Raw genomic sequence first — 17850 nt, 5'->3', positions numbered from 1 at the left:
CCAGTTGGCGTAACGGCGCCTCAGTTGGCGAGTTGGTTCGCGGAAGCCAGCCATCGCCAGCGTGGGCGCTCGGTGACGAGAGCGGCGGCAGCCAGCAGGGTCACCGGGATGGCTGCCCAGGCGGGCCAGGCCAGCCATGACGAGGCCACGGCCGCGGCGAGTTGGAGCAGCACGAGAAGGATCGTGGCCCAGCCCGGAACGGCGATGATCACGTTGGCCTTGTCACCTGGGGTGGACAGGCACGTCGGAAGCCCGATCAGGAGCACCACGGACAGAGCGGCTAGCAGCCATGAGTAGCCGGTCAGCGCCCAGGGGGTCGCCACCCAGGCGAGGAGTTCCACCCCGAAGCGCAGGACGGACGCGGTGCGATCGTGCGGTCGTCCCGAGATCGTTTTTCCGGCAGCGTCGGTCACCTGCGGACGGTCTCACGACACGCGCCCAACTGCCAGGGACTTGGGTGTCGCTGTCGCACCCAGGCTTCCTCTGCGGCCCCGTAGGGCCGGGGGCGGACGGGCGTCGAGCGCTGTAGTTGGCGAAATCCGCCATCTGCAGGGCTTTGTCACACCCCGGTACGGGCGTACCGGCCCGGGGTGATGCCCACGATCCGCTTGAAGTGCCGGGTGAGGTGGGACTGATCGTAGAAGCCGGCAGCGGTCGCTACCTCGCCCGGCGGCTTGCCGTCGAGCAGCAGACGGCGGGCCAGGTCGACGCGGCGGGACATCACGTACTGGTGCGGGGCGATGCCGAAGGCGCCGCTGAAGGCACGTACGAGATGGGTGGGGTGGGCGTGGACCCGGCGCGCGGCCTCTTCCAGGGCGATGCCTTCAAGCAGCCGCTCGTCGAGGAGGTCGCGCAGCCTGTGGGCGAGGCCGCGGTCGGGCCCCGGGCTGCGGAAGGCCAGCCTGGGGCGCAGGTGCTCGCGCAGTCGCTCGCCGATGAGGGCCAGACGGCTCTCGGCCTCGAACTCGTCGCCGGGGTTGGCGAGGACCGTGTGCAGCTGTCCGACGCGTCTGCGCAGGACGGGGTCGGTGAGGTCCGGGCCGTCCACCGCCGGCCCGATGAAGCTCTTGTCCAGCTGCGTCATGTCGAGGTAGAGCACGCGCTTGCGAAAGCCGTGGGGGCTGGCAGGTGAGCCGTTGTGCGGGACCTGCGGCGGGAGCAGGCTCACCGTGTCGCTCGGGGTGCCGCGCTGGTAGCGGTCCAGGTCGTAGCGGACCGCGCCGTCGTCGACGATCAGCAAAGTCCAGGCGTCGTGGACGTGCATGGGGTAGGCGTGTTCCGTGAAATGGGCGTGGAAGACCTCCACGACACCCGCGACCTGCGGGCGCCAAGCGGAGATCTCCTGCCGGGGCGTCACGCAAAGAACGTACAAGACGCAGAAGGCGCGCACCCTGGAGTCTCGAGGCATGAGAACCGAGGACGAGACCGAGACCGAGACCGAGACGGGGATGGGGGCCCGGACCGATACAGGGAACGTGAAGGCGCCTGTCCGCTTCGAAACCAAGATCGCCGTCCTGTTGCGTGACGACCTTGAGACCTGGCAGCGGCTGAATGTGACCGCCTTCCTGGTCAGCGGGCTCGGTACGGCGTCATCCGAGGTGATCGGCGAGCCGTACGAGGACGCCGACGACACCGCTTATATGCCGATGTTCCGCCAGCCCGTGCTGGTTTTCGAGGGGACGAAGGAGACGCTGACCGCCGCGCACGCTCGTGCGCTGTCCCGCTCGCTGCCGAGGGCCGTGTTCACGTCAGACCTATTCCGCACGGGCAACGACCGGGACAACCGGGCAGCTGTGCGGGCCGTGGGTAAGGACCAGCTCGATCTGGTAGGCATGGCCGTTTACGGGCCGCGCAACGCCGTGGACAAGGTCCTCAAGGGCGCGCGCATGCACCCTTGAGCGACGTCACATCTTGCCGATCCGATCATCGGTACCTGGCGGCTGAATTCCGAAGAGAGCGATGATCGCCCCACGCAAGACGACACCGCGGCATGGGGGATCACCGTTCGACGCCCCCGCGGGCCAGAGCTCTGCCGGCGCCCGTGGACGGTGACAACAAGCTTGTGAACTGGGCGTCGGTGGCGGCAAGGCCGCCTCGCCGATCACCAGCTACGCGCCGGCGGCTTCGACGTCCGCGGCGGCCCCTGCGGGGCCCGGGCGCGGCCGAGGAGTAACCCGGGCCGGGTGGTACAGCGAAGGCTCCCGCTGCGGTCGACGCAGTGACCTCAGGCCTCGGGGATGTCCCTGCCGTATGTTTCCAGGGTGATGCTGTCCGGTTCGGGGCCGCCGCGCACGCCGGTGTCGAGGGCGTCGATCGCTTCGAGCTGCTCGGTGGTGAGCTCGAAGTCGAAGACGTCGAAGTTCTCGGCGATGCGGGCGGGCTTGGTCGACTTCGGGATCGCGGAGCGGCCGTTTTGCAGGTGCCAGCGGAGCATCACTTGGGCGGCCGACTTGCCGTGGCGGCGCGCGATGTCGAGCAGCGTCGGGTCGTCGAAGGTGCTCTTGGCGGCTTCACGGTAGGAGGTGATGCCGCCGATGGGTGACCATGCCTGGGTCACGATGCCGTTCTGGGCATGCGCCCGCTGCAGTGCGGTCTGCTGGAAGTACGGGTGGAGCTCGATCTGGTTCACGGCGGGCACGACGGACGTCTCGGTCAGGAGGCGGTCGAGGTGCTCGGGCATGAAGTTGCTCACGCCGATGGCGCGCGCCTTGCCGTCGGCCAGGAGCTTCTCCAGCGCCCGGTAGGCGTCGAGCGTGCGGTCGAAGGCCGAGGGCAGGGGCTGGTGGAGGATCAGCAGGTCGAGCTGGTCGACGCCGAGCTTGTCGGCGCTCTTGTCGAAGGCGTGGAGCGTGGCGTCGTAGCCGTAGTCGCTGATCCAGACCTTCGTCTCGACGAATACGTCGTCGCGGGCGATGCCGGAGCGGCGGATGCCTTCGCCGACCTCACGCTCGTTGGCGTACGCGGCAGCCGTGTCGATGTGGCGGTAGCCGAGGCGGAGGGCCTCCTCGACCGCGGCGGTCGTGACATCGGGCGGGGTCTGGAAGACGCCGAGCCCGATGGCCGGCATCTCCACGCCGTTGTTCAAAGTGGTCGTGTTCTTGGGCATGCCTCGACGGTAGGCACGCGTCCGGCGTGAGTGGGAGTCCCTGCCGTTATCCCCCGTACGCATTCCCTCGTATGCAGTCGCCCGTATGCAGTCGCCGTCGGCGCTGGGAGACACTCGCAGGCACCCCCACACAGACGACCTTGCCGGTTACGGTTGGTCTCATGGACCTTGGCCGCGACGTGCAGCAGTTCCTCACCGGGATGCGGGCACGCCTCACTCCCGAAGAGGCCGGTGTGACGGTCTTCGGCGGCGAGCGCCGGGTCCCCGGGCTTCGCCGCGAGGAGGTCGCCCAGCTCGCCGGGGTGAGCACGGCGTACTACACCCGGATGGAACGCGGGAACCTCCGCGGGGTCTCCGAGAGCGTGCTGCGGTCGCTGGCCCGCAGCCTGCGCATGGACGACGCAGAGACCAAACACCTGTTCGATCTCGCCCGGGCGGCCTCCGACGGCGCCAGGACGCCCCGCGCCAAGCCCCGGGCGCGGCTGCCGCAGCGGGCGGCGCAACTCATCGACGCCATGTCCGACGTCCCGACCGTCGCGCTCGGACGCCTCGGCGACGTCGTCGGGGCCAACCCCCTCGGACGAGCACTGTTCCCGCACCTGTTCCCCGAGAACGGCCAACCGCTCAACCACACGCGCTACCTCTTCCTCGACGACCGCGCCCGCGAGTTCTACGCCGACTGGGAACACGACGCCCGCCACGTCGTGTCGGCCCTGCGCCTCATCGCCGGCCGCGACCCCTCCGACCCCGCCCTCATGGCCCTCGTCGGCGAACTCGCCACCCACAGCCCCGAGTTCCGCACCTGGTGGGCAGGGCACACGGTGACGATCCACACAGCCGGAACGAAAACGATCCGCCACCCCGTCGTCGGCGAACTCACCGTCGCCTTCGAGAGCCTGACCCTCGACTCGACCCCCGACGTGCGGATCGTCACCTACCTCACCGACACCGGCACCCCATCTGCTGATGCCCTCGACCTGCTCCGCAGCTGGCTCGCGACCGCACACACAACCACCGAACGCGCGAACTCCACACCCAACACGCCCGCCCGCGGACAGGCCGGGCATCGCGGGGGACCAGGAGCGCGGTGAGGGCGTACGAGGCTCCACCCGCACGTGCAGTCCGGGTCGCGGTAGCGCTCCTGGGCCCGTGTCCTCAACTCTTGACGGCCAGGCCCGCGGCGTCGTCGGTGATGCCGCTGCGGGGGCTCAGGTATGTCCTTGACCTGGGCTGGTCGGCGGGCACGCCGAGCTGCGCGATAGCAAGCGCGGTCGGTCAGTTGGTGGTCCAGGTACGGAGCTGGCGGGCGATACCGGCGACACCGAGAGCGCCGGAGGTGGCATCCCGCACCACAGCCACTGCTGCCTTCGGCGTGTAATCCAGGTGGTGCCCGAGCAGGGCAAGGAACGCCTCGGCGCAGTGCCAGGCGAAGGCCTCGTTGGAGTGTTCCAGGCACGGCAGTTTCACCAGGGTCTGCAGCAGGGCTGCGGCCTTGAGGTGAGGGGAGCCGTAGATGTCATGCTCCATGGCCCGCGCGTAGACACGGCCGACGGCCGCGTAGAGCGCGCCGTAGTCGTCGACCTGCGGGTCACCGGGGACCAGCTCGGCTGCGTGCAGGAGGAACGAGACATCGATCCGAGGCGGTACGGACTGTGTCACGCGGCGTTGCCCCGCCCGGGCTTCTCAAGATCACGCAGGGCCAGCCGCTCGGCAGTCCGCTGCTCCGCACTGGGGTCGACGCCGCCGGGCTCGGCGGCGAAGGCCTCGCCGCTGCGAGCCGCGGAGGCCTTGAAGTGTTCCAGGAAGGCCGTCTCCACGGCGGTGGCGCGCTCGTAGGCCGCCGAGAGGATGTACTCCTGCATGCTGACACCCGCAGCCCTGGCGGCGGCGGCGATGGCCGCGCGCTGCCCAGGTTCGGGGAACCGCAGGCTCATGGCTTTGGGATCACTCATGATACCAACGGTATCACCGATGCCACGGCGCGCTCCAAGGAATTCGGTCTCCTCTTCGATGCGTGCGCAGAACACCGGCTCCAGGCAACCGCTTGGTGGCCATGACCGGGTGCAGCCTGCCGGGGGCGCTCCAGGGCCATGGCCGCATTCCTGTCAGTGCCCTTTTCCCAGCCGCATGGTCACGCGTCGCACGGCGTCGCACACTGGCCTTGACCGCGAGGTCGCAACGGCGCAGCGCCGCTTCGCGGGAGATGCCCGCCCCGAGGCGCCGGGAGGTCCGTCATGATCGAGGCCTACATCCTGATCCAGACCCGAGCGGGCACGGCGCTGGATGTGTCCGCTGCGGTCTCGGCCGTCCCCGGCGTGCAGCGAGCCAAGGCGGTGACGGGCCCGTACGACGTGATCGCACAGGCCGAGGGCGAGACCGTGGACGACCTGGGCCGCCTGGTGTTCACGCGGATCCAGAAGGTCGAGGGCATCCTCCGCACCCTGACCTGCCCGGTGATACAGCTCTAGCCGGCGGCCGCCCGCGTCGTCGGCCGATCGCATCACGACGCTGTGGCGCTCCGGACCTGACGCACGTGGCCCCCGCGCTGTGGGGGGCGCACCCTGGAGGGGAGGGGGTGTGGATCGACCAGGCGAGGTTGCTCATGAGTACTCTCGAAGAGCAGATCGACATCAGCGTTCCCACCCAGGTGGCCTGGGACCGCCTGCACCAGGTCGAGGAGTACGCGCGGTTCGTCGGAGGTGTGCGGCAGGTCCGGGCCGAAGGTGGGCAGCGGGCTCTTTTCGATGTCGAGGCCGGCGGCCGGGCGCAGCGGTTTGATGCCGAGCTCACCGACCGTGACCGCGGCCGGGTGATGGTATGGCGGACCACGAACGGGCCGCGGCTGGCGGGCACGTTCTCGGTGCTGCCGATCGACGCGGACCACTCCCGTGTCCAGGTACGGCTGGAGTATGACCCCGGCACCGTCACGGAGACCTTTGGCGGGCCGAAGGGATTCGCTCAGGCCACCGCGATCGAACGCCTCGTACGGCAGGACCTGGAGCAGTTCAAGGACCTTGTGGAGCGCGAGAACTAACCGGGAGTCGGGCCCAGGTGCGGCCCCGGACCAGGCGGGTGATGTCATGGGCGGTGATGATCCCGGCCAGATGCCTACGGTTCCATGACCAGGACGGGTAGGCCGGTGCCGCTGCGGGCCTGCGCCTTCCCCGGCTTCGTCCTGACGAACCCGCCGGCCAACAGGACGGGTTCGATGCCGGTGCTGTTGCTGTCCTTGCTGTCCCACCTCGGGTAACGGTGGTGACTCCTGATGCTGTCTGCGTACGAGAAGAAGCAGTTGGAGACGATCGAGGCCGCCCTGCAGGCCGACGATCCGGTTTGGACCGAGCAATTCGTCACCGGTCGGCACAGGCGCCCGAGGTCCCTGCGCGTGGCACTGTGGAGTCCGGTCTGGGTGGGGTGGCCGGCGCTGCTGGTCGCGGGCATCGTACTCGGCGTCAGACCGCTGGCCATTGTCGCGGCGACGGTGCTCGCACTGAGCCCGGCGGCGGCGGTGCTGCTGCTGATGCACCGGCTGTACCGGAAGGACTGACCGGGGGCTCAAGCACCCGGGGTCGCGTCGGCGTCCCCGCCGCAGGTCCCGCATCCGCCTCTGCGGTCATCGGGCGTTTCCGGGTGTGGGGGCCGGTGACGGACCATGGGAAGGGGACGGGTGGCGGTTGGCTGCCCGACGGCGGGTGAAGGCGATGAACGGTTCGATCCGGATCGGGAGCGTGCGTGGGGTGGCACTGCGTACGCACTGGAGTGTGCCGTTGCTGATGCTGCTGTTCGCGTACGGCTTGGGCAGCCGGACACTGCCCGCGTACGCGCCCGGCCGGGCGGCGGTGGTGTACGCGGTCGCGGGGGTGGCCGGTGGTCTGCTGTTGCTGGTGAGCTTGGTGGTGCACGAGGCGGCGCACGCGCTGACGGCCCGCAGGGCCGGAATCGCGGTGCGGGACATGACGCTGTGGGCCCTGGGCGGGATGACCCGGATGGACCGGCCGACGACGGCACGGGCGGCGTTCGTAGTCGCCGCCAGCGGTCCACTGGCCAGCCTGGTGCTCGGCGGCGCCGTTCTGGGGGCGGCGGCCGGGGTGCAGGCGGCACTGGGCTGGCGGATACCGGTTGCCGTGCTGGGGTGGCTGGGCGCGATGAACGTAGTGCTGGGTCTCTTCAACCTGCTGCCTGCCGCGCCCCTGGACGGGGGGCGGGTGCTGCAGGCCGCGCTGTGGTGGCGCACCGGTGACCGGGACCGCGCCCAGCGCGCTGCCGGGCGCAGCGGGCAGGTCGTGGGCCTGGCGCTGGTCGTGATCGGGTGGCTGACATTCATTCGCGGGGTGGCGGGCGGGTTGTGGCTGGCGGTCATCGGGCTGTTCGTCGCGATCACTGCCGCGGCCGAACGGCGGCGGGCCGAGCTCAGCGCGGCCCTGCGGGGAGTACGGGTGGCCGAGGCGATGACCGCTCCGGTGGTCACCGGACCGGACTGGTTCACAGTGGACCGGTTCCTGCCCGAGGTGGCGGCGCACGCAGGTCACGCGGTGCTGCCGCTGGTGGACTTCGAGGGCCGTCCCAGCGGCGTCGTACAGCTGCGCCGGCTGGCCGCCGTGCCGTCCGGGCGGCGCAATGCGCTTCGCGTACGGGACGTGGCGACCCCGTTGTCACGGTGCACTCTCGCCGCGCCGGACGAGCTGCTGGACGGCGTCCTGGACCGCCTGGGTTCCGGGGGCGGACTGCCCATTCTGGTCATGGACAGCGGCCGGCTCAGTGGGATCATCACCGCGCACGACATCGGCCGGCTCGCCCAGCAGCACGCGATGGCGGAACGCTGACGGTCACCCGGGGCCGAGGCGGCAGGCCACGACGGCTTCACGGCCCGTGAGGCGCATGGGGGAGTGGCGGCCTCACGGGCTGCATGCGCCGTACGACCGTGGCGCAGCCTCCATGTCCGTTTGAGCGCTGCGATGCATGACGTTCGGGACGCGCTGCCGCTGAACGACGACAGCGTCGACGCGGTCTTCGTCTACACCGTGCGGCACACCGGTGATGCGCACTACGGGGCCCGCATTGCGCGCGACGACATCTTCGAACACGGCGGCTTCGCCGTTCACTTCTTCCCCCGCGACCTGGTCGACGCACTCGCCGACGACTGGGACCTGGCCGAGGTTCACCCGTTCGAGGAGGGCGAGCTGCCCCGCCGCCTATGGCGCGTCACGCAGACCGTCCCCCGTTGACCACGTCACCCTGCCGCTGGTCGGCAGGCCACGTCTGCGGCGTCCGCCGCGGGGCCCGCAACCGTGTCGACCGGGCCAGGCGTCCTTGATGATGCGAGGATCTTTCTCGCGTATGGCACACGTCGAGCCGGGATACGGCTCCCTCAGGTTTTGTCCCGCCGGATGCGGGACCGGTTTCCTCTGCTGACACAGAGCGTGCATCATGATCAACAACCTCGGGCGTTCAGCGGCCCTCGCTTCCGCTGCTCTGCTCTTCGTCACCGGCGCCGTGGCCGGCGCCACCCAGTCCCAGGCTTCGCCGGCGACCCGTACCTGCCACGTGGCCGATCTGCGCCTGTCCATCGGACGGGTGACAGGTGGTGCGGGATCGCTCTTCTATCCGATCCGGTTCACGAACACCTCCGGCCACACCTGTGCGCTGCGGGGATACCCGGGCGTCAGCGTTGTGGACGTCCATCGTCACCGGATCGGAGCCGCGGCGACCCGCAACCCGCACCGCGTTTCCACCGTGTCCGTCCACCCGGCCCGGACGGTCTTCGCCACCATCCGCACCAACAACCACAGCGTGGTGTCGAACTGTCGGCCGACGTCGGCCTTCATCCGCGTCTACCTGCCGTCCAGCACGAAATCAGTACTGATCTCCTACCACCTGCGGGTCTGCGGAGCCTTCGAGATCAACCCGGTGCAACGTACGGCATAGAGGTAGTCGTTCTGCGGTACGGCACAGCGGTGAGTTGCAGCGGTGACCTTCCGCGCGCCCGCCCGCTGGTCGACGACCTCCGACGGCCGGCGTCGGCCTGCTGGCGGCTGATGTGCCGGCCCGATCCCCATGTCCCGGGCCTGTCCGGCCGCATGCGGGTGAAGCCGCACGCCTGTCTGGGGTGTCGGGGGCACCTGGGCGGCGCGGCCGTCGACGCTTCCCCAGAGGCCGACGACGACACAGGCACGAACAAGGGAGCCGCCATGTCCATCGAGGAGAACAAGAAACTGGTCCGCCGCTTCTACAAGGAGATCGACGAAGGCAATCTCGACGCCATGGACGAGTTGGTGGCCGAGGACTACCTCGATCACTCGCCGCCGCCCTTCCCCGGGTTCGCGCCCGGCCGCAAGGGGCTGAAGGAGGCGTTCCGCCTGTTCTGGGCCGCGACCCCCGGTACGCACGAGATCGAGGACCAAGTGGCGGAAGGCGACAAGGTGGTGACCAGGCTGACATGCCGCGGCGTTCAGTCGGGAGATCTCCCGGGCATCCCCGCCACCGGGCACGAGATCGTGATGACGGCGACCGTGGTCCACCGCATCGCCGACGGCAGGCTCGCGGAGAAGTGGTCGGACAAGGACGTCCTGTCCATGCTTCAGCAGCTCGAAGTCATCTCCTTGCCGGGAGGCGCGCCGGAGTAGTGGCCGTCGGCTCCGCCGGCTTGGTCCTGACCGGGGTCGCGGCCGCAGTACGGCGGTGGGTTCCTCTCGTGAGGAGTACCGAGATGGCGGACGCGAACAGGGACCGTCCCGGAGCGGCATGTGGCCGGGTGGCGGCGAGCTGTGATCGCTCCGCCGTCGACGAGCTGGTCGGCACGCCGGTCGTAGTCGCGGGCGTTGCGGAAGACGGGCTGCCCGCCGCTGACCGGCCAGTGGCCGAAGAGCACGGTGCGCCAACTGGCGAAGCCGGTGTCGCGCCCGCGCCACATCGGTGAGTTCGCGCCGATGGCCACCAGCAGCGGGCTTCGTCGGCGCGCCGCGCACATGGCTTCGGACCGTCCCGTACGAGACGCCCATCAACCAGCTGGCGTAGATCGACGCGTGGTCACGGTAAAGCCGACGATTTTGCCGGTCGGTGTGCACCGTACGTGTGGGGCATGGCCAAGGATGGCGTGGATCATGGCGAGGCCACGGTGGTGCTCGTCGTCCTCGGTGGCGGCGGTCATGGCGGGCAGACGGGGGCTGGCATCGCCGACCTCACACAGGAGGGCACCGGATCGCAGGGCCACCAAGACGGTGACCGGACCGCGTCCGTGTTCCACCGCGTTGGCGATGACTTCACCGAAGACTTGAATAGCCCGGCGAATCGCCTCTGTGTCGTCCCAGAAGGTGTCCAGCAGGCCCGTCAGCCAGCGTCTGGCCAGGTGCGCGTGCACGGCTTGCGCGGGAAAAGACCAGTGCGCCGATATGGTCCCTGCCGGGCATGCGGCGGACGGGACTGTTGCGAGGGCGGCACTGAACTCCTGGACCTGTGGCTCACATTGGCACTCCGCCTCGCGGTGACTGCATGAATGCTGGGGGCAGGTCGCCGGAGCCGGCCGGGGCATGGCGGTGTCGGTCGGCGGATTGTTCGGGGATGGCATGGTCACGCTGGTGGTCCTGTCTGTGCGATGCCCGCGTCGGCGGGTCAGGTGGTACGGCACTCAGGACTTGCGTCGCCGGCGCGGGCGTGTGACCTGGCACGGCGGGGGATAGGAAGTCGCGTTCCGGCTCCTGAGAGGTTTGGCCGCTGGGCCGCATGGCTGGCGGTTATGCGGGGCGATAGGTTCATTTTGGATGAAACGGCAATGTGTCTCATATGCACAGTAACCGTTGGTTTCGATGAACGGAAGGAGGTAGAAGTGCCCACCGGACAAGAACGACTGCGGGCCCCCCGACGGGCCGGCAGGGCGACCAGTAAGGACTTGCGGGACCTCGCCCAGCAGCGCTTCCTGGCCGGGGTGCCGCTGGACATGCGCGACCTCGCCACCGAGCTCGGCGTCAGTAGGGCCACGGTGTACCGGTGGGCCGGCAACAAGGAACTGCTCTTGGGCGAGGTGCTGTGGGCGTATGCCGAGCAGGCCATCGAACGGGCACGTCTGCAGGCGCGCGGCGAGGGAATCGGCTACCTGATGGAAGTGATCCAGGGCTTCGTGCAGGCAGTAGACGGCTCAGTGCCCCTCCGGCGACTTCTGGTCACCGACCCAGAACCCTCCCTGCGCGTACTGACCTCGCAGCACAGCGTGGTACAGCCCAGGATCGTCGAGGCGCTGCGAACGATCTTTCAAGAAGCGGTTGACCAGGGCACCTTCCACCCGCCCATCGACGTGGACACGCTCTCCTACGCGACGGTGCGGATCGCTGAATCCTTCCTTTACAGCGACATCATCACTGGTACCGAACGCCACGTGCGCCGAGCCATCGAGATCATCCGCCTCATCCTGCGTGAAGCCTGAAGGCACCGTCGAACACAGTGCCGGGCGCAAACGGTGTAGGTGCTGTTCTTCCTGGCCCGGCGTGCAGGCGCATTCCGTGGGGGAGGGCAGCCACTCCGGTGGCCTTGATCAGTACCAGACCAGCACCGACCAGGGCACCATCGGGATTTACCAACGCAGTCCCAACCGCCGACGGGCCTTGCGCAGCCACCTGATGATCGAGAGAGATCACCCAGTCGACACCTGCGGGCACCGTCGGTGACATAATGATGGCGTAGTGGGCGACGCGAGTCCCGCGGCCGGTCGGATCGTCCCCGACGCGGCAATGACCCGAGCCGGTTCGGTGTGGGGAACGCGATCTGCCAGAGAGAGGGGGGGCTTGATGCGGCAGGCAGGTGTGCTCGATGTCGGGTGCCACAGTGCTCTGCTCACGGTGGTGCGGTGGCGGTCCGGTGCCGTGCTGGAGCCCGTCTTTTCTCACAAGGTGCGACTGAGACTGCACGAGTCGCTCGACAGGAAGGGGCGCCTGGGCAGGGCTGGGGTGGAGAGCGTGCAGCGGGCGGTGGCGGAGGCTGTCGCTGCGGATCGGCGTCTGCACCGGTCAGAGGTTTTCCCGTTCGCCACCTCCGTCATTCGGGACGCTCCCAATCGCGATGAGATCATCGCGCGGGTGGCCCTGACCACTGGCACTCGTCTGCGGGTCCTGACCGGCGAGGAGGAGGCGCGTCTGGCCTATGTAGCTGCCCGTCAGTGGACGAGCTCGCCGGCCAGTCCCCTATTGGTCCTGGACATCGGTGGCGGCACCGTGGAGATTGCCTCGGGTACGGGCGATCAGCCCCGCATCGCTCGTTCCCTGCCGCTCGGCGCCCGCAGAATCACCCGGGATTGGCTGCCCGGCGGCACGAGTCCTTCCCAACGGCGCCTGACCGAAGTCCGGCAGTATCTGCGCCAGTCCCTGAGCGCCGCGCCTGGCGTTCCTCAGGCCGATCCAGGTGGGCGCGTGCTTGCCTGCTCCAAGACCTTCGAGCAGCTCGCACGGCTCGCAGGCGCCCCTCGGCACAAGGCACCGCGAACGAGGGGGCGCCTGACCCTGACCCAGCTACGCGCGTCGATCGCCCTGCTCGCCGAGGCGGGCCGGGACCGTCGTGTCGGGCTGCCAGGTATCTCCCGGCACCGCGCCGGGCAGTCCCTGGCAGGGGCCCTGATCGCCGAGAGCCTCATGACAGCGTGCGGAGTGGACAGCGTCGAGATCTGCCCTTGGTCCACCCGGGAAGGACTGCTACTCGAACGCCTCGGCGTGATCCGCCCCCCGACGCACCGCCGCCCAAACGCCGGCTGACCCCGGCAGGTGGAGGCCGGTGCTTCACGAGGCGCGGCCGGTAACAGCGATGTCGCCGGCAGCCGGTGGTTGTCACGGTGCAGTGGGCCTGGCTGAGGATGGCCAGGAGCACGGCGTGTATGCGCTGCACATGGCGCGGTGATGGGCGAGATCGCGGGACTCTTGGTGTCCTTCATGCCGGGCCCGTTCGGCGCGCACGTCAGCGTCGCACGGACCTGATCGGTCAGGTCCGCGGGAGGTTCGATGGCGCCCATACAGCCTGAGGCCGGCCGTCGCGGACCGTCACCACCGCGCAAGGACGGGACGACGGTCAGCGCCGGGCTTCCGCGACTCATTCGCTCGTGGGTTCGAGGCTGATGAGGAGCAGGGCGACGTCGTCGACGGGGGTGGGGGCGTGCTGGATCAGGGTGTCGGCCAGGGCATCGAGGTTGCTGGCGTCCGCGTGCTCAAGGAGTCCGGCGAGTTCGGCGATGGCGTCGTCGGGGTCGACTCCGGGTTCCTCGATGAGCCCGTCGGTGTACAGGACGAGCACGCAACCGGGCGTCAGGGGGATCTCCAGGGCCGGGTAGTCGGCTTCTGGGTCGATGCCGAGCAGCAGGCCGGGAGGAGGGTGCAGGACTTCGGTGTGGCCGTCGGCGTGGCGCAGCAGGGGTAGGGGGTGGCCGGCGCTGGCCAGGCAGGCGGCGTGGCGGGCGAGATCGAGGTGGACGTAGAGGGAGCTGGTGAACAGGCCCGGGTCGAGGTCGATGAGCAGGCGGTTGGTGCGGCTGAGGACATCGCCGGGGGGTACGCCGATGGTGGCGTGGGCATGGACGGCGGTGCGGACTTGTCCCATGAGGGCGGCGGCGTCGATGTTGTGGCCCTGGACGTCGCCGATGGCCGCGGCGGCGGTGGTGTCGTTCAGACGGATGAGGTCGTAGAAGTCGCCGCCGACGTCCAGGCCGTGGCCGGCGGGTAGGTAGCGGGCGGTCACGTTGAGGCCGGGGATGTCGGGGAGAGTGCGGGGCAGCAGGGCGGCCTGGAGGCGGTGGGCGACATCGTACTGAGTGTCGTAGAGGCGGGCGCGGTCCAGGGCCTGGCCGATCAGGCCCGCCAAGGAGGTGAGGACCGCGCGTTCGGGGGGCGGAAAGGGGTGGGCCCGGTCGTAGGTGAGGACGAGTGAGCCGATGGGGCGGCCGGAGGCGATCAGCGGCAGGAAGGCCCAGGCTGCTTTGTCGTCCTGCAGCACGGCCGGCGGGTAGGCGGCTTTGAGGTCGTCAAAGGTGGCGTAGAAGCTCGGGACGCCGGTGGCCAGGACTCGGACGATGGGACTGCCCGAGGTCAGAGGGATGGTGGCGAAGCGGTCGATGAGTTCGGCGCGGTAGCCACGGTAGCCGAGGGTCTTCAGGCGGCCTTCCTCCGCGGTCATCAGCGCTATCCCCTGCGCACCGAGGGCGGGCAGGAGTTGGTCGACGGTCTGGTCGACGACATCCTTCACACCGGCGGCCTCGGTGAGCGTGGCGGCCATGTGCATCAGGTGGTAGAGCACGGTGGCGCGGCTGGGTCCCGCAGGGGGCGTGGACCGGGTTGCGGAAGTGTCGCCGGCCGGCGTGGGGGTGATGCGGACGCTGATGCCGGAGGAGTCCGGATACAGCTCGAACGACAGCCACGTATCCGGCGGCCGCAGGGTCGTGAACGAAGTGGGCTGCTCGCTGACCACCGCCGCCCGGTAGCGGTCTTCGACTTCGGGGACGTCCATCCACGGCAATGCGTCCCAGGGCAGGGCGCCGAGCAGATCAACGGCGTTGGCTCCAAGGAGGGCGGCGGCCTCAGGGGTGATGAAGGTGATCCGGCCGCTCAGGTCCAATGCACAGGACCCTCCCGGCAGGCGGTCGATGAATGCCGCCGCCGCATCCGGCGCCAGTGGGGCCAGGATCCGCGGCCGGTCCGGAGGCAGCAGGTCACCGTGATCGGCAGTCTCTCGCAGGAGGCCGCCCAGCCGGCGGCAGCCTGCCTCAATGGCGTCACGCTCGCCGGGGCTCAGCAGCGGGGGATGCGGCCCGGGCCACAGCAGCACCAGCCCGCCCTCGACGGTGCTGCCGGAAGAAAGTGGGGCAGCAGCGAGGGTGAAGTCATAAGGCAGTACGAGCGACAGTCGTGGGTAACGGCGTGCCATCTCCTCCATGCCGCCGACCCAGACCAAACGCCGCTCCCGCACGGCGTCCGCCACCGGAATGGGATCGGCCAGCCCCACCCGCGCCCATGGAGCGGCGATCTTCCGCGGAGTGCCGGTCATCACGGCCAGCCACAGAGCGTCCTCGTCCGGCGGCAGCACATACAGCATGCCCCTGGACGCGCCGCTCTCTCGCACCACGTCCACCAGCGCGGTGTCCATCAGCTGTCTGCCGGGGCCCGCAACGGCACGCAAACCCGCCTGGTTCCGGCTCATTCAGCCTCCCCGGGCCGTGACCGGCTCAGAAGTCCGCATCCGTCCGAAACGCGCCCTGGCCGCCTCGCGACTGCTGCCAGCCCTTCGCCGATCCGCGCCCAGCTCACTCCGGCCTGCCGGTCGGCCGGCGACGCCGAGCGCACCAGCTGCCCCGCCGGCTGCGGCACACCGGCAACCACGGCACAGTGACACCCCGCAGCCGGCCCCGACGGAGAGGCAAGCTCACCCACCCGTCTCGCCAGAGCCTGCACCTCACCCAGGAGGTCCGCACCCACCAAAGCCGTCTTCCGCCGCGCACCTGCCGCCTGCCATCGACGCCGCGCCCGCCAGGCTGCCTGCTGGTGGGCATCTCGGCAGTGCTGGCGGCCACGTCCCGCCGACTCCGGAAGGGCTGCGCCGCACCAGCCGCACCGAATATCACCCATATACGGACAATACGCCCGCTTTATTGTGCTGAAACCCGGCGAACGGATGCGGCAGTGCCTGCTTCTGATCCCCCAAGCTCACGCATTTGCATCGGATGCGAGCGGGTGGCGACACGGCATGCGGCAGGGGTGGTCTCTCTGATCACCTGGCGATCACTGCTCTTGTGCTGTTGTGATGCGGCCTGCTGGGCCTGCGGGCCGCCCGGACGCGGGGCAGCAGAGGCCCGTCTCTGCCGACCCCGGCACGGAAGACGGGCCGCGCAGGGGCCGCGAGCGCGCTGCGGACGAGTTGGAGAAGCGGTGGGCCGTACTGTTCTCAAGCGCGCTGACCGTTGGCCCGCGACGCATTCGGACAGGAACGACAGGAACGACAGGAAGGTACGAGACGTGTCGGAGCCCGTACCCCAGCGGAAGCCCCGGACTTCGGGGCGCGGCGGCAGGCCGGCGCTGACGGAGCGTCGCAAGGCCGAGACGCGGCTGGAGATCGCGGAGGTGGCGGCGCGCCTGTTCGCCGAGCGCGGCTTCAGCGCCACGTCCGCGGAGGACATCGCCCAGGAAGCGGGTGTCTCCTCACGCACCTTCTGGCGGTACTTCTCCACCAAGGAGGAGGCCGTGGTGCCACTGCTGTCCAGCGGTCTGGTGGGCACCGTCGAGGAACTCGACCGCCGTCCGCACGACGAGCCGCTGGCGCAAGCACTGGAGCACGCCTCCGTACACAACAGCACCCACTGGCCGGGCACCGGGATGATCATGCGGATCGTGCGGCTCACCCGCAGTGAACCGGCTCTGCACCGGGTGTGGCTCCAGGTCAACAACGAGATCGAGGAGCTACTGGTCCACGCGATCGCCCGGCGCACAGCCGAGGCCCCCACCGATCTGCACCCGCGTCTCGAGGCTGCGATGGCGAACGCCGCTCTGCGCACGGCAATGGAGGAGTACGCCTGGCAGCAGGGCGAGGGTGCGTTGCGCGGCGCCGAGGTGCTGCGCCGGACGCTGCGCATCGTCTCGGCCGGGCTGGGGCGGAACGGCTGATCCTGTTTTTGTCGCAGTGCGCCACTTCGTCGCTCAGTGACGTAAAGTGGGGGCGCGCGCCCGGACATCGGTGGCGCGACAGCGAGCAGAAAGAATCGCCATGACCGATCAGCAGCTCCGGAACCGTCGCATCGTGATCACGGGAGGGGCCAGCGGGATGGGCGAGGGACTCGTCCGCGCCTTCCCCCGACTCGGCGCCCGGGTCGTCTCCCTCGACCTCTCCGCCGACGCCGGCCAGAAGATCGCGGCCGACGCCGGCGCCGATTTCGTCACCTGCGACGTCTCCAGTAAGGAGTCCGTGGACTCCGCGATCGACCAGGCCGTGCAGCGGCTGGGCGGCCTGGACGTCCTGGTGCACGCGGCGGGCATCGCCCCGGGTGGCCCGGCCGAGGCCATCGAAGCCGGTACCTGGGAGAAGGTCATGGCCATCAACGCCACGGGCACCTTCCTCACCAACCTTGCCGCCTTCCGCCATCTCCAGGGCAATGGCGGCCAGATCATCGACTTCGCCTCCGCCGCCGGAGTGCAGGGGTATCCGCAGAAGGCCGCGTACGCAGCCAGCAAGGGCGCGGTCGTCGCCTGGGTGCGGTCGGTGGCCGTCGAGTGGGGGCGGTACGGCATCACCGTCAACGCCATCGCCCCCGCCATCTGGACGCCGATGTACGACACCACCCGCGCCTCGATGTCGTCGGAGCAGCTCGCCGCGCACGACGCCATGATGGCGAAGGCCGTCCCGATCGGCGGCAGACTCGGCGACATCGAACGCGACTTCGTGCCGGTGCTCGCCTTCCTCGCCAGCGAGGCCTCCCACTTCATGACCGGGCAGGTCTTCCCCGTCGACGGCGGCACCCTGATGATGCGCTGACGACAGGCCGGTCAGCCCTTCGGGCGGTGACCTCGCTGTCAGGCAGGCCCGCCTCGGCGATACGGAGCGCCGCGCGGATCGTGTCGCTCAAGGACATGCCGTCGCCGGACCTCGCCGCTGAAAGCCCGGGTCTCGGGGACGGCGAGCAGCGGACGGACGACCGCCTTGGCCACCTCGTCCGCCGAGGTGGCACCGACGTCTTTCCCGGTGGCGAGCCGCAGCGCCTCGTAGGTGACTTCGAGACGGGTGGCGTCCATGAG

At 69.6% G+C, this 17850-nt stretch carries 23 protein-coding genes; 14 read left to right on the top strand and 9 right to left on the bottom strand.

The window, feature by feature from the left end; translation table 11 throughout:
* Window positions 1-20 precede the first annotated feature (20 nt).
* A complete protein-coding gene (locus ACFXJ5_RS35565) occupies window positions 21-413 on the bottom strand; it encodes a hypothetical protein (protein ID WP_384640700.1) in 393 nt (130 codons plus the stop codon).
* A gap of 146 nt (window positions 414-559) precedes the next feature.
* A complete protein-coding gene (locus ACFXJ5_RS35560; RefSeq protein ID WP_384640697.1) occupies window positions 560-1408 on the bottom strand; it encodes an AraC family transcriptional regulator in 849 nt (282 codons plus the stop codon).
* Window positions 1409-1448: 40 nt separating this feature from the next.
* Here ACFXJ5_RS35560 and ACFXJ5_RS35555 point away from each other — a divergent pair, with 40 nt between their 5' ends.
* Window positions 1449-1898, top strand: coding sequence for a DUF2000 family protein (locus tag ACFXJ5_RS35555; protein WP_384640755.1), 450 nt, complete (start codon window positions 1449-1451; stop codon window positions 1896-1898).
* 326 nt (window positions 1899-2224) lie between these two features.
* Here ACFXJ5_RS35555 and ACFXJ5_RS35550 read toward each other — a convergent pair whose 3' ends face one another.
* A complete protein-coding gene (locus ACFXJ5_RS35550; RefSeq protein WP_384640695.1) occupies window positions 2225-3106 on the bottom strand; it encodes an aldo/keto reductase in 882 nt (293 codons plus the stop codon).
* Window positions 3107-3267: 161 nt separating this feature from the next.
* On the opposite strand from ACFXJ5_RS35550, the gene ACFXJ5_RS35545 reads away from it, so the two are divergent.
* Window positions 3268-4197: a helix-turn-helix domain-containing protein gene (locus ACFXJ5_RS35545; RefSeq protein WP_384640693.1), complete on the top strand. Its 930-nt coding sequence runs from the start codon at window positions 3268-3270 to the stop codon at window positions 4195-4197.
* 184 nt (window positions 4198-4381) lie between these two features.
* Here ACFXJ5_RS35545 and ACFXJ5_RS35540 read toward each other — a convergent pair whose 3' ends face one another.
* Complete coding sequence (locus ACFXJ5_RS35540; RefSeq protein ID WP_384640690.1) at window positions 4382-4765, bottom strand: fic family toxin-antitoxin system, toxin component; 384 nt, start codon at window positions 4763-4765, stop codon at window positions 4382-4384.
* Window positions 4762-5058 (bottom strand): hypothetical protein, encoded by a 297-nt coding sequence (locus tag ACFXJ5_RS35535; protein ID WP_384640687.1) that lies wholly within the window; start codon window positions 5056-5058, stop codon window positions 4762-4764. The genes ACFXJ5_RS35540 and ACFXJ5_RS35535 overlap by 4 nt, the downstream gene beginning before the upstream one ends.
* Before the next feature lie 282 nt (window positions 5059-5340).
* On the opposite strand from ACFXJ5_RS35535, the gene ACFXJ5_RS35530 reads away from it, so the two are divergent.
* From ACFXJ5_RS35530 to ACFXJ5_RS35495, 8 genes are all read left to right on the top strand, one after another.
* Window positions 5341-5574: an Lrp/AsnC ligand binding domain-containing protein gene (locus tag ACFXJ5_RS35530; RefSeq protein ID WP_384640685.1), complete on the top strand. Its 234-nt coding sequence runs from the start codon at window positions 5341-5343 to the stop codon at window positions 5572-5574.
* Between the two features lie 134 nt (window positions 5575-5708).
* Complete coding sequence (locus ACFXJ5_RS35525; RefSeq protein ID WP_384640683.1) at window positions 5709-6140, top strand: SRPBCC family protein; 432 nt, start codon at window positions 5709-5711, stop codon at window positions 6138-6140.
* An 84-nt stretch (window positions 6141-6224) separates the two neighbouring features.
* On the top strand, window positions 6225-6356 hold the full coding sequence (locus tag ACFXJ5_RS35520) for a hypothetical protein (protein WP_384640680.1): 132 nt from the start codon (window positions 6225-6227) through the stop codon (window positions 6354-6356).
* A 15-nt stretch (window positions 6357-6371) separates the two neighbouring features.
* Window positions 6372-6653, top strand: coding sequence for a DUF3040 domain-containing protein (locus tag ACFXJ5_RS35515; protein WP_384640678.1), 282 nt, complete (start codon window positions 6372-6374; stop codon window positions 6651-6653).
* 154 nt (window positions 6654-6807) lie between these two features.
* Window positions 6808-7929, top strand: coding sequence for a site-2 protease family protein (locus tag ACFXJ5_RS35510; protein ID WP_384640675.1), 1122 nt, complete (start codon window positions 6808-6810; stop codon window positions 7927-7929).
* A 132-nt stretch (window positions 7930-8061) separates the two neighbouring features.
* Window positions 8062-8331 carry a hypothetical protein gene (locus tag ACFXJ5_RS35505; protein WP_384640673.1) on the top strand — a complete coding sequence of 90 codons (270 nt, stop codon included), beginning with the start codon at window positions 8062-8064 and terminating at the stop codon, window positions 8329-8331.
* 202 nt (window positions 8332-8533) lie between these two features.
* On the top strand, window positions 8534-9031 hold the full coding sequence (locus tag ACFXJ5_RS35500; RefSeq protein ID WP_384640670.1) for a DUF4232 domain-containing protein: 498 nt from the start codon (window positions 8534-8536) through the stop codon (window positions 9029-9031).
* A 263-nt stretch (window positions 9032-9294) separates the two neighbouring features.
* Window positions 9295-9729 carry an ester cyclase gene (locus ACFXJ5_RS35495; protein ID WP_384640667.1) on the top strand — a complete coding sequence of 145 codons (435 nt, stop codon included), beginning with the start codon at window positions 9295-9297 and terminating at the stop codon, window positions 9727-9729.
* Here ACFXJ5_RS35495 and ACFXJ5_RS35490 read toward each other — a convergent pair.
* Complete coding sequence (locus tag ACFXJ5_RS35490) at window positions 9684-10073, bottom strand: glutamate-cysteine ligase family protein (protein ID WP_384640664.1); 390 nt, start codon at window positions 10071-10073, stop codon at window positions 9684-9686. The two genes, ACFXJ5_RS35495 and ACFXJ5_RS35490, sit on opposite strands and share 46 nt — an antisense overlap.
* Before the next feature lie 30 nt (window positions 10074-10103).
* Window positions 10104-10634, bottom strand: a complete 531-nt coding sequence (locus tag ACFXJ5_RS35485) for an ATP-binding protein (protein WP_384640753.1) — start codon at window positions 10632-10634, stop codon at window positions 10104-10106.
* Between the two features lie 357 nt (window positions 10635-10991).
* Here ACFXJ5_RS35485 and ACFXJ5_RS35480 point away from each other — a divergent pair, with 357 nt between their 5' ends.
* Both ACFXJ5_RS35480 and ACFXJ5_RS35475 read left to right on the top strand, forming a co-directional pair.
* Window positions 10992-11522 (top strand): QsdR family transcriptional regulator, encoded by a 531-nt coding sequence (locus tag ACFXJ5_RS35480; protein WP_384640661.1) that lies wholly within the window; start codon window positions 10992-10994, stop codon window positions 11520-11522.
* Between the two features lie 361 nt (window positions 11523-11883).
* Window positions 11884-12840, top strand: coding sequence for a Ppx/GppA phosphatase family protein (locus ACFXJ5_RS35475; RefSeq protein WP_384640659.1), 957 nt, complete (start codon window positions 11884-11886; stop codon window positions 12838-12840).
* A gap of 331 nt (window positions 12841-13171) precedes the next feature.
* Here the strand turns inward: ACFXJ5_RS35475 and ACFXJ5_RS35470 are convergent, their stop codons facing one another.
* Window positions 13172-15214 (bottom strand): SpoIIE family protein phosphatase, encoded by a 2043-nt coding sequence (locus ACFXJ5_RS35470; RefSeq protein ID WP_384640750.1) that lies wholly within the window; start codon window positions 15212-15214, stop codon window positions 13172-13174.
* 866 nt (window positions 15215-16080) lie between these two features.
* Between ACFXJ5_RS35470 and ACFXJ5_RS35465 the strand changes: the two genes are divergently transcribed.
* Window positions 16081-16725, top strand: coding sequence for a TetR family transcriptional regulator (locus ACFXJ5_RS35465; RefSeq protein ID WP_384640656.1), 645 nt, complete (start codon window positions 16081-16083; stop codon window positions 16723-16725).
* Between the two features lie 100 nt (window positions 16726-16825).
* Window positions 16826-17590 carry an SDR family NAD(P)-dependent oxidoreductase gene (locus tag ACFXJ5_RS35460; RefSeq protein ID WP_384640653.1) on the top strand — a complete coding sequence of 255 codons (765 nt, stop codon included), beginning with the start codon at window positions 16826-16828 and terminating at the stop codon, window positions 17588-17590.
* A gap of 38 nt (window positions 17591-17628) precedes the next feature.
* Here ACFXJ5_RS35460 and ACFXJ5_RS35455 read toward each other — a convergent pair whose 3' ends face one another.
* Window positions 17629-17847 carry a hypothetical protein gene (locus ACFXJ5_RS35455; protein WP_384640650.1) on the bottom strand — a complete coding sequence of 73 codons (219 nt, stop codon included), beginning with the start codon at window positions 17845-17847 and terminating at the stop codon, window positions 17629-17631.
* Window positions 17848-17850: the final 3 nt, after the last annotated feature.

The organism is Streptomyces sp. NPDC059373, assembly GCF_042751495.1.
In the GTDB taxonomy this organism is placed as follows: Bacteria; Actinomycetota; Actinomycetes; order Streptomycetales; family Streptomycetaceae; genus Actinacidiphila.
Note: the sequence above shows the minus strand (reverse complement) of the source record. Positions and strands in the feature narration are given on the sequence as shown.

Bases quoted from the DNA above. Each gene is read 5' to 3' on its own strand.
- ACFXJ5_RS35560 (WP_384640697.1), bottom strand. From the start codon at position 1,408: ATGCCTCGAGACTCCAGGGTGCGCGCCTTCTGCGTCTTGTACGTTCTT.
- ACFXJ5_RS35555 (WP_384640755.1), top strand. From the start codon at position 1,449: ATGGGGGCCCGGACCGATACAGGGAACGTGAAGGCGCCTGTCCGCTTC.
- ACFXJ5_RS35550 (WP_384640695.1), bottom strand. From the start codon at position 3,106: ATGCCCAAGAACACGACCACTTTGAACAACGGCGTGGAGATGCCGGCC.
- ACFXJ5_RS35545 (WP_384640693.1), top strand. From the start codon at position 3,268: ATGGACCTTGGCCGCGACGTGCAGCAGTTCCTCACCGGGATGCGGGCA.
- ACFXJ5_RS35535 (WP_384640687.1), bottom strand. From the start codon at position 5,058: ATGAGTGATCCCAAAGCCATGAGCCTGCGGTTCCCCGAACCTGGGCAG.
- ACFXJ5_RS35530 (WP_384640685.1), top strand. From the start codon at position 5,341: ATGATCGAGGCCTACATCCTGATCCAGACCCGAGCGGGCACGGCGCTG.
- ACFXJ5_RS35525 (WP_384640683.1), top strand. From the start codon at position 5,709: ATGAGTACTCTCGAAGAGCAGATCGACATCAGCGTTCCCACCCAGGTG.
- ACFXJ5_RS35520 (WP_384640680.1), top strand. From the start codon at position 6,225: ATGACCAGGACGGGTAGGCCGGTGCCGCTGCGGGCCTGCGCCTTCCCC.
- ACFXJ5_RS35515 (WP_384640678.1), top strand. From the start codon at position 6,372: ATGCTGTCTGCGTACGAGAAGAAGCAGTTGGAGACGATCGAGGCCGCC.
- ACFXJ5_RS35510 (WP_384640675.1), top strand. From the start codon at position 6,808: ATGAACGGTTCGATCCGGATCGGGAGCGTGCGTGGGGTGGCACTGCGT.
- ACFXJ5_RS35505 (WP_384640673.1), top strand. From the start codon at position 8,062: ATGCATGACGTTCGGGACGCGCTGCCGCTGAACGACGACAGCGTCGAC.
- ACFXJ5_RS35500 (WP_384640670.1), top strand. From the start codon at position 8,534: ATGATCAACAACCTCGGGCGTTCAGCGGCCCTCGCTTCCGCTGCTCTG.
- ACFXJ5_RS35495 (WP_384640667.1), top strand. From the start codon at position 9,295: ATGTCCATCGAGGAGAACAAGAAACTGGTCCGCCGCTTCTACAAGGAG.
- ACFXJ5_RS35490 (WP_384640664.1), bottom strand. From the start codon at position 10,073: ATGTGCGCGGCGCGCCGACGAAGCCCGCTGCTGGTGGCCATCGGCGCG.
- ACFXJ5_RS35485 (WP_384640753.1), bottom strand. From the start codon at position 10,634: ATGCCCCGGCCGGCTCCGGCGACCTGCCCCCAGCATTCATGCAGTCAC.
- ACFXJ5_RS35475 (WP_384640659.1), top strand. From the start codon at position 11,884: ATGCGGCAGGCAGGTGTGCTCGATGTCGGGTGCCACAGTGCTCTGCTC.
- ACFXJ5_RS35470 (WP_384640750.1), bottom strand. From the start codon at position 15,214: ATGGACACCGCGCTGGTGGACGTGGTGCGAGAGAGCGGCGCGTCCAGG.
- ACFXJ5_RS35460 (WP_384640653.1), top strand. From the start codon at position 16,826: ATGACCGATCAGCAGCTCCGGAACCGTCGCATCGTGATCACGGGAGGG.
- ACFXJ5_RS35455 (WP_384640650.1), bottom strand. From the start codon at position 17,847: ATGGACGCCACCCGTCTCGAAGTCACCTACGAGGCGCTGCGGCTCGCC.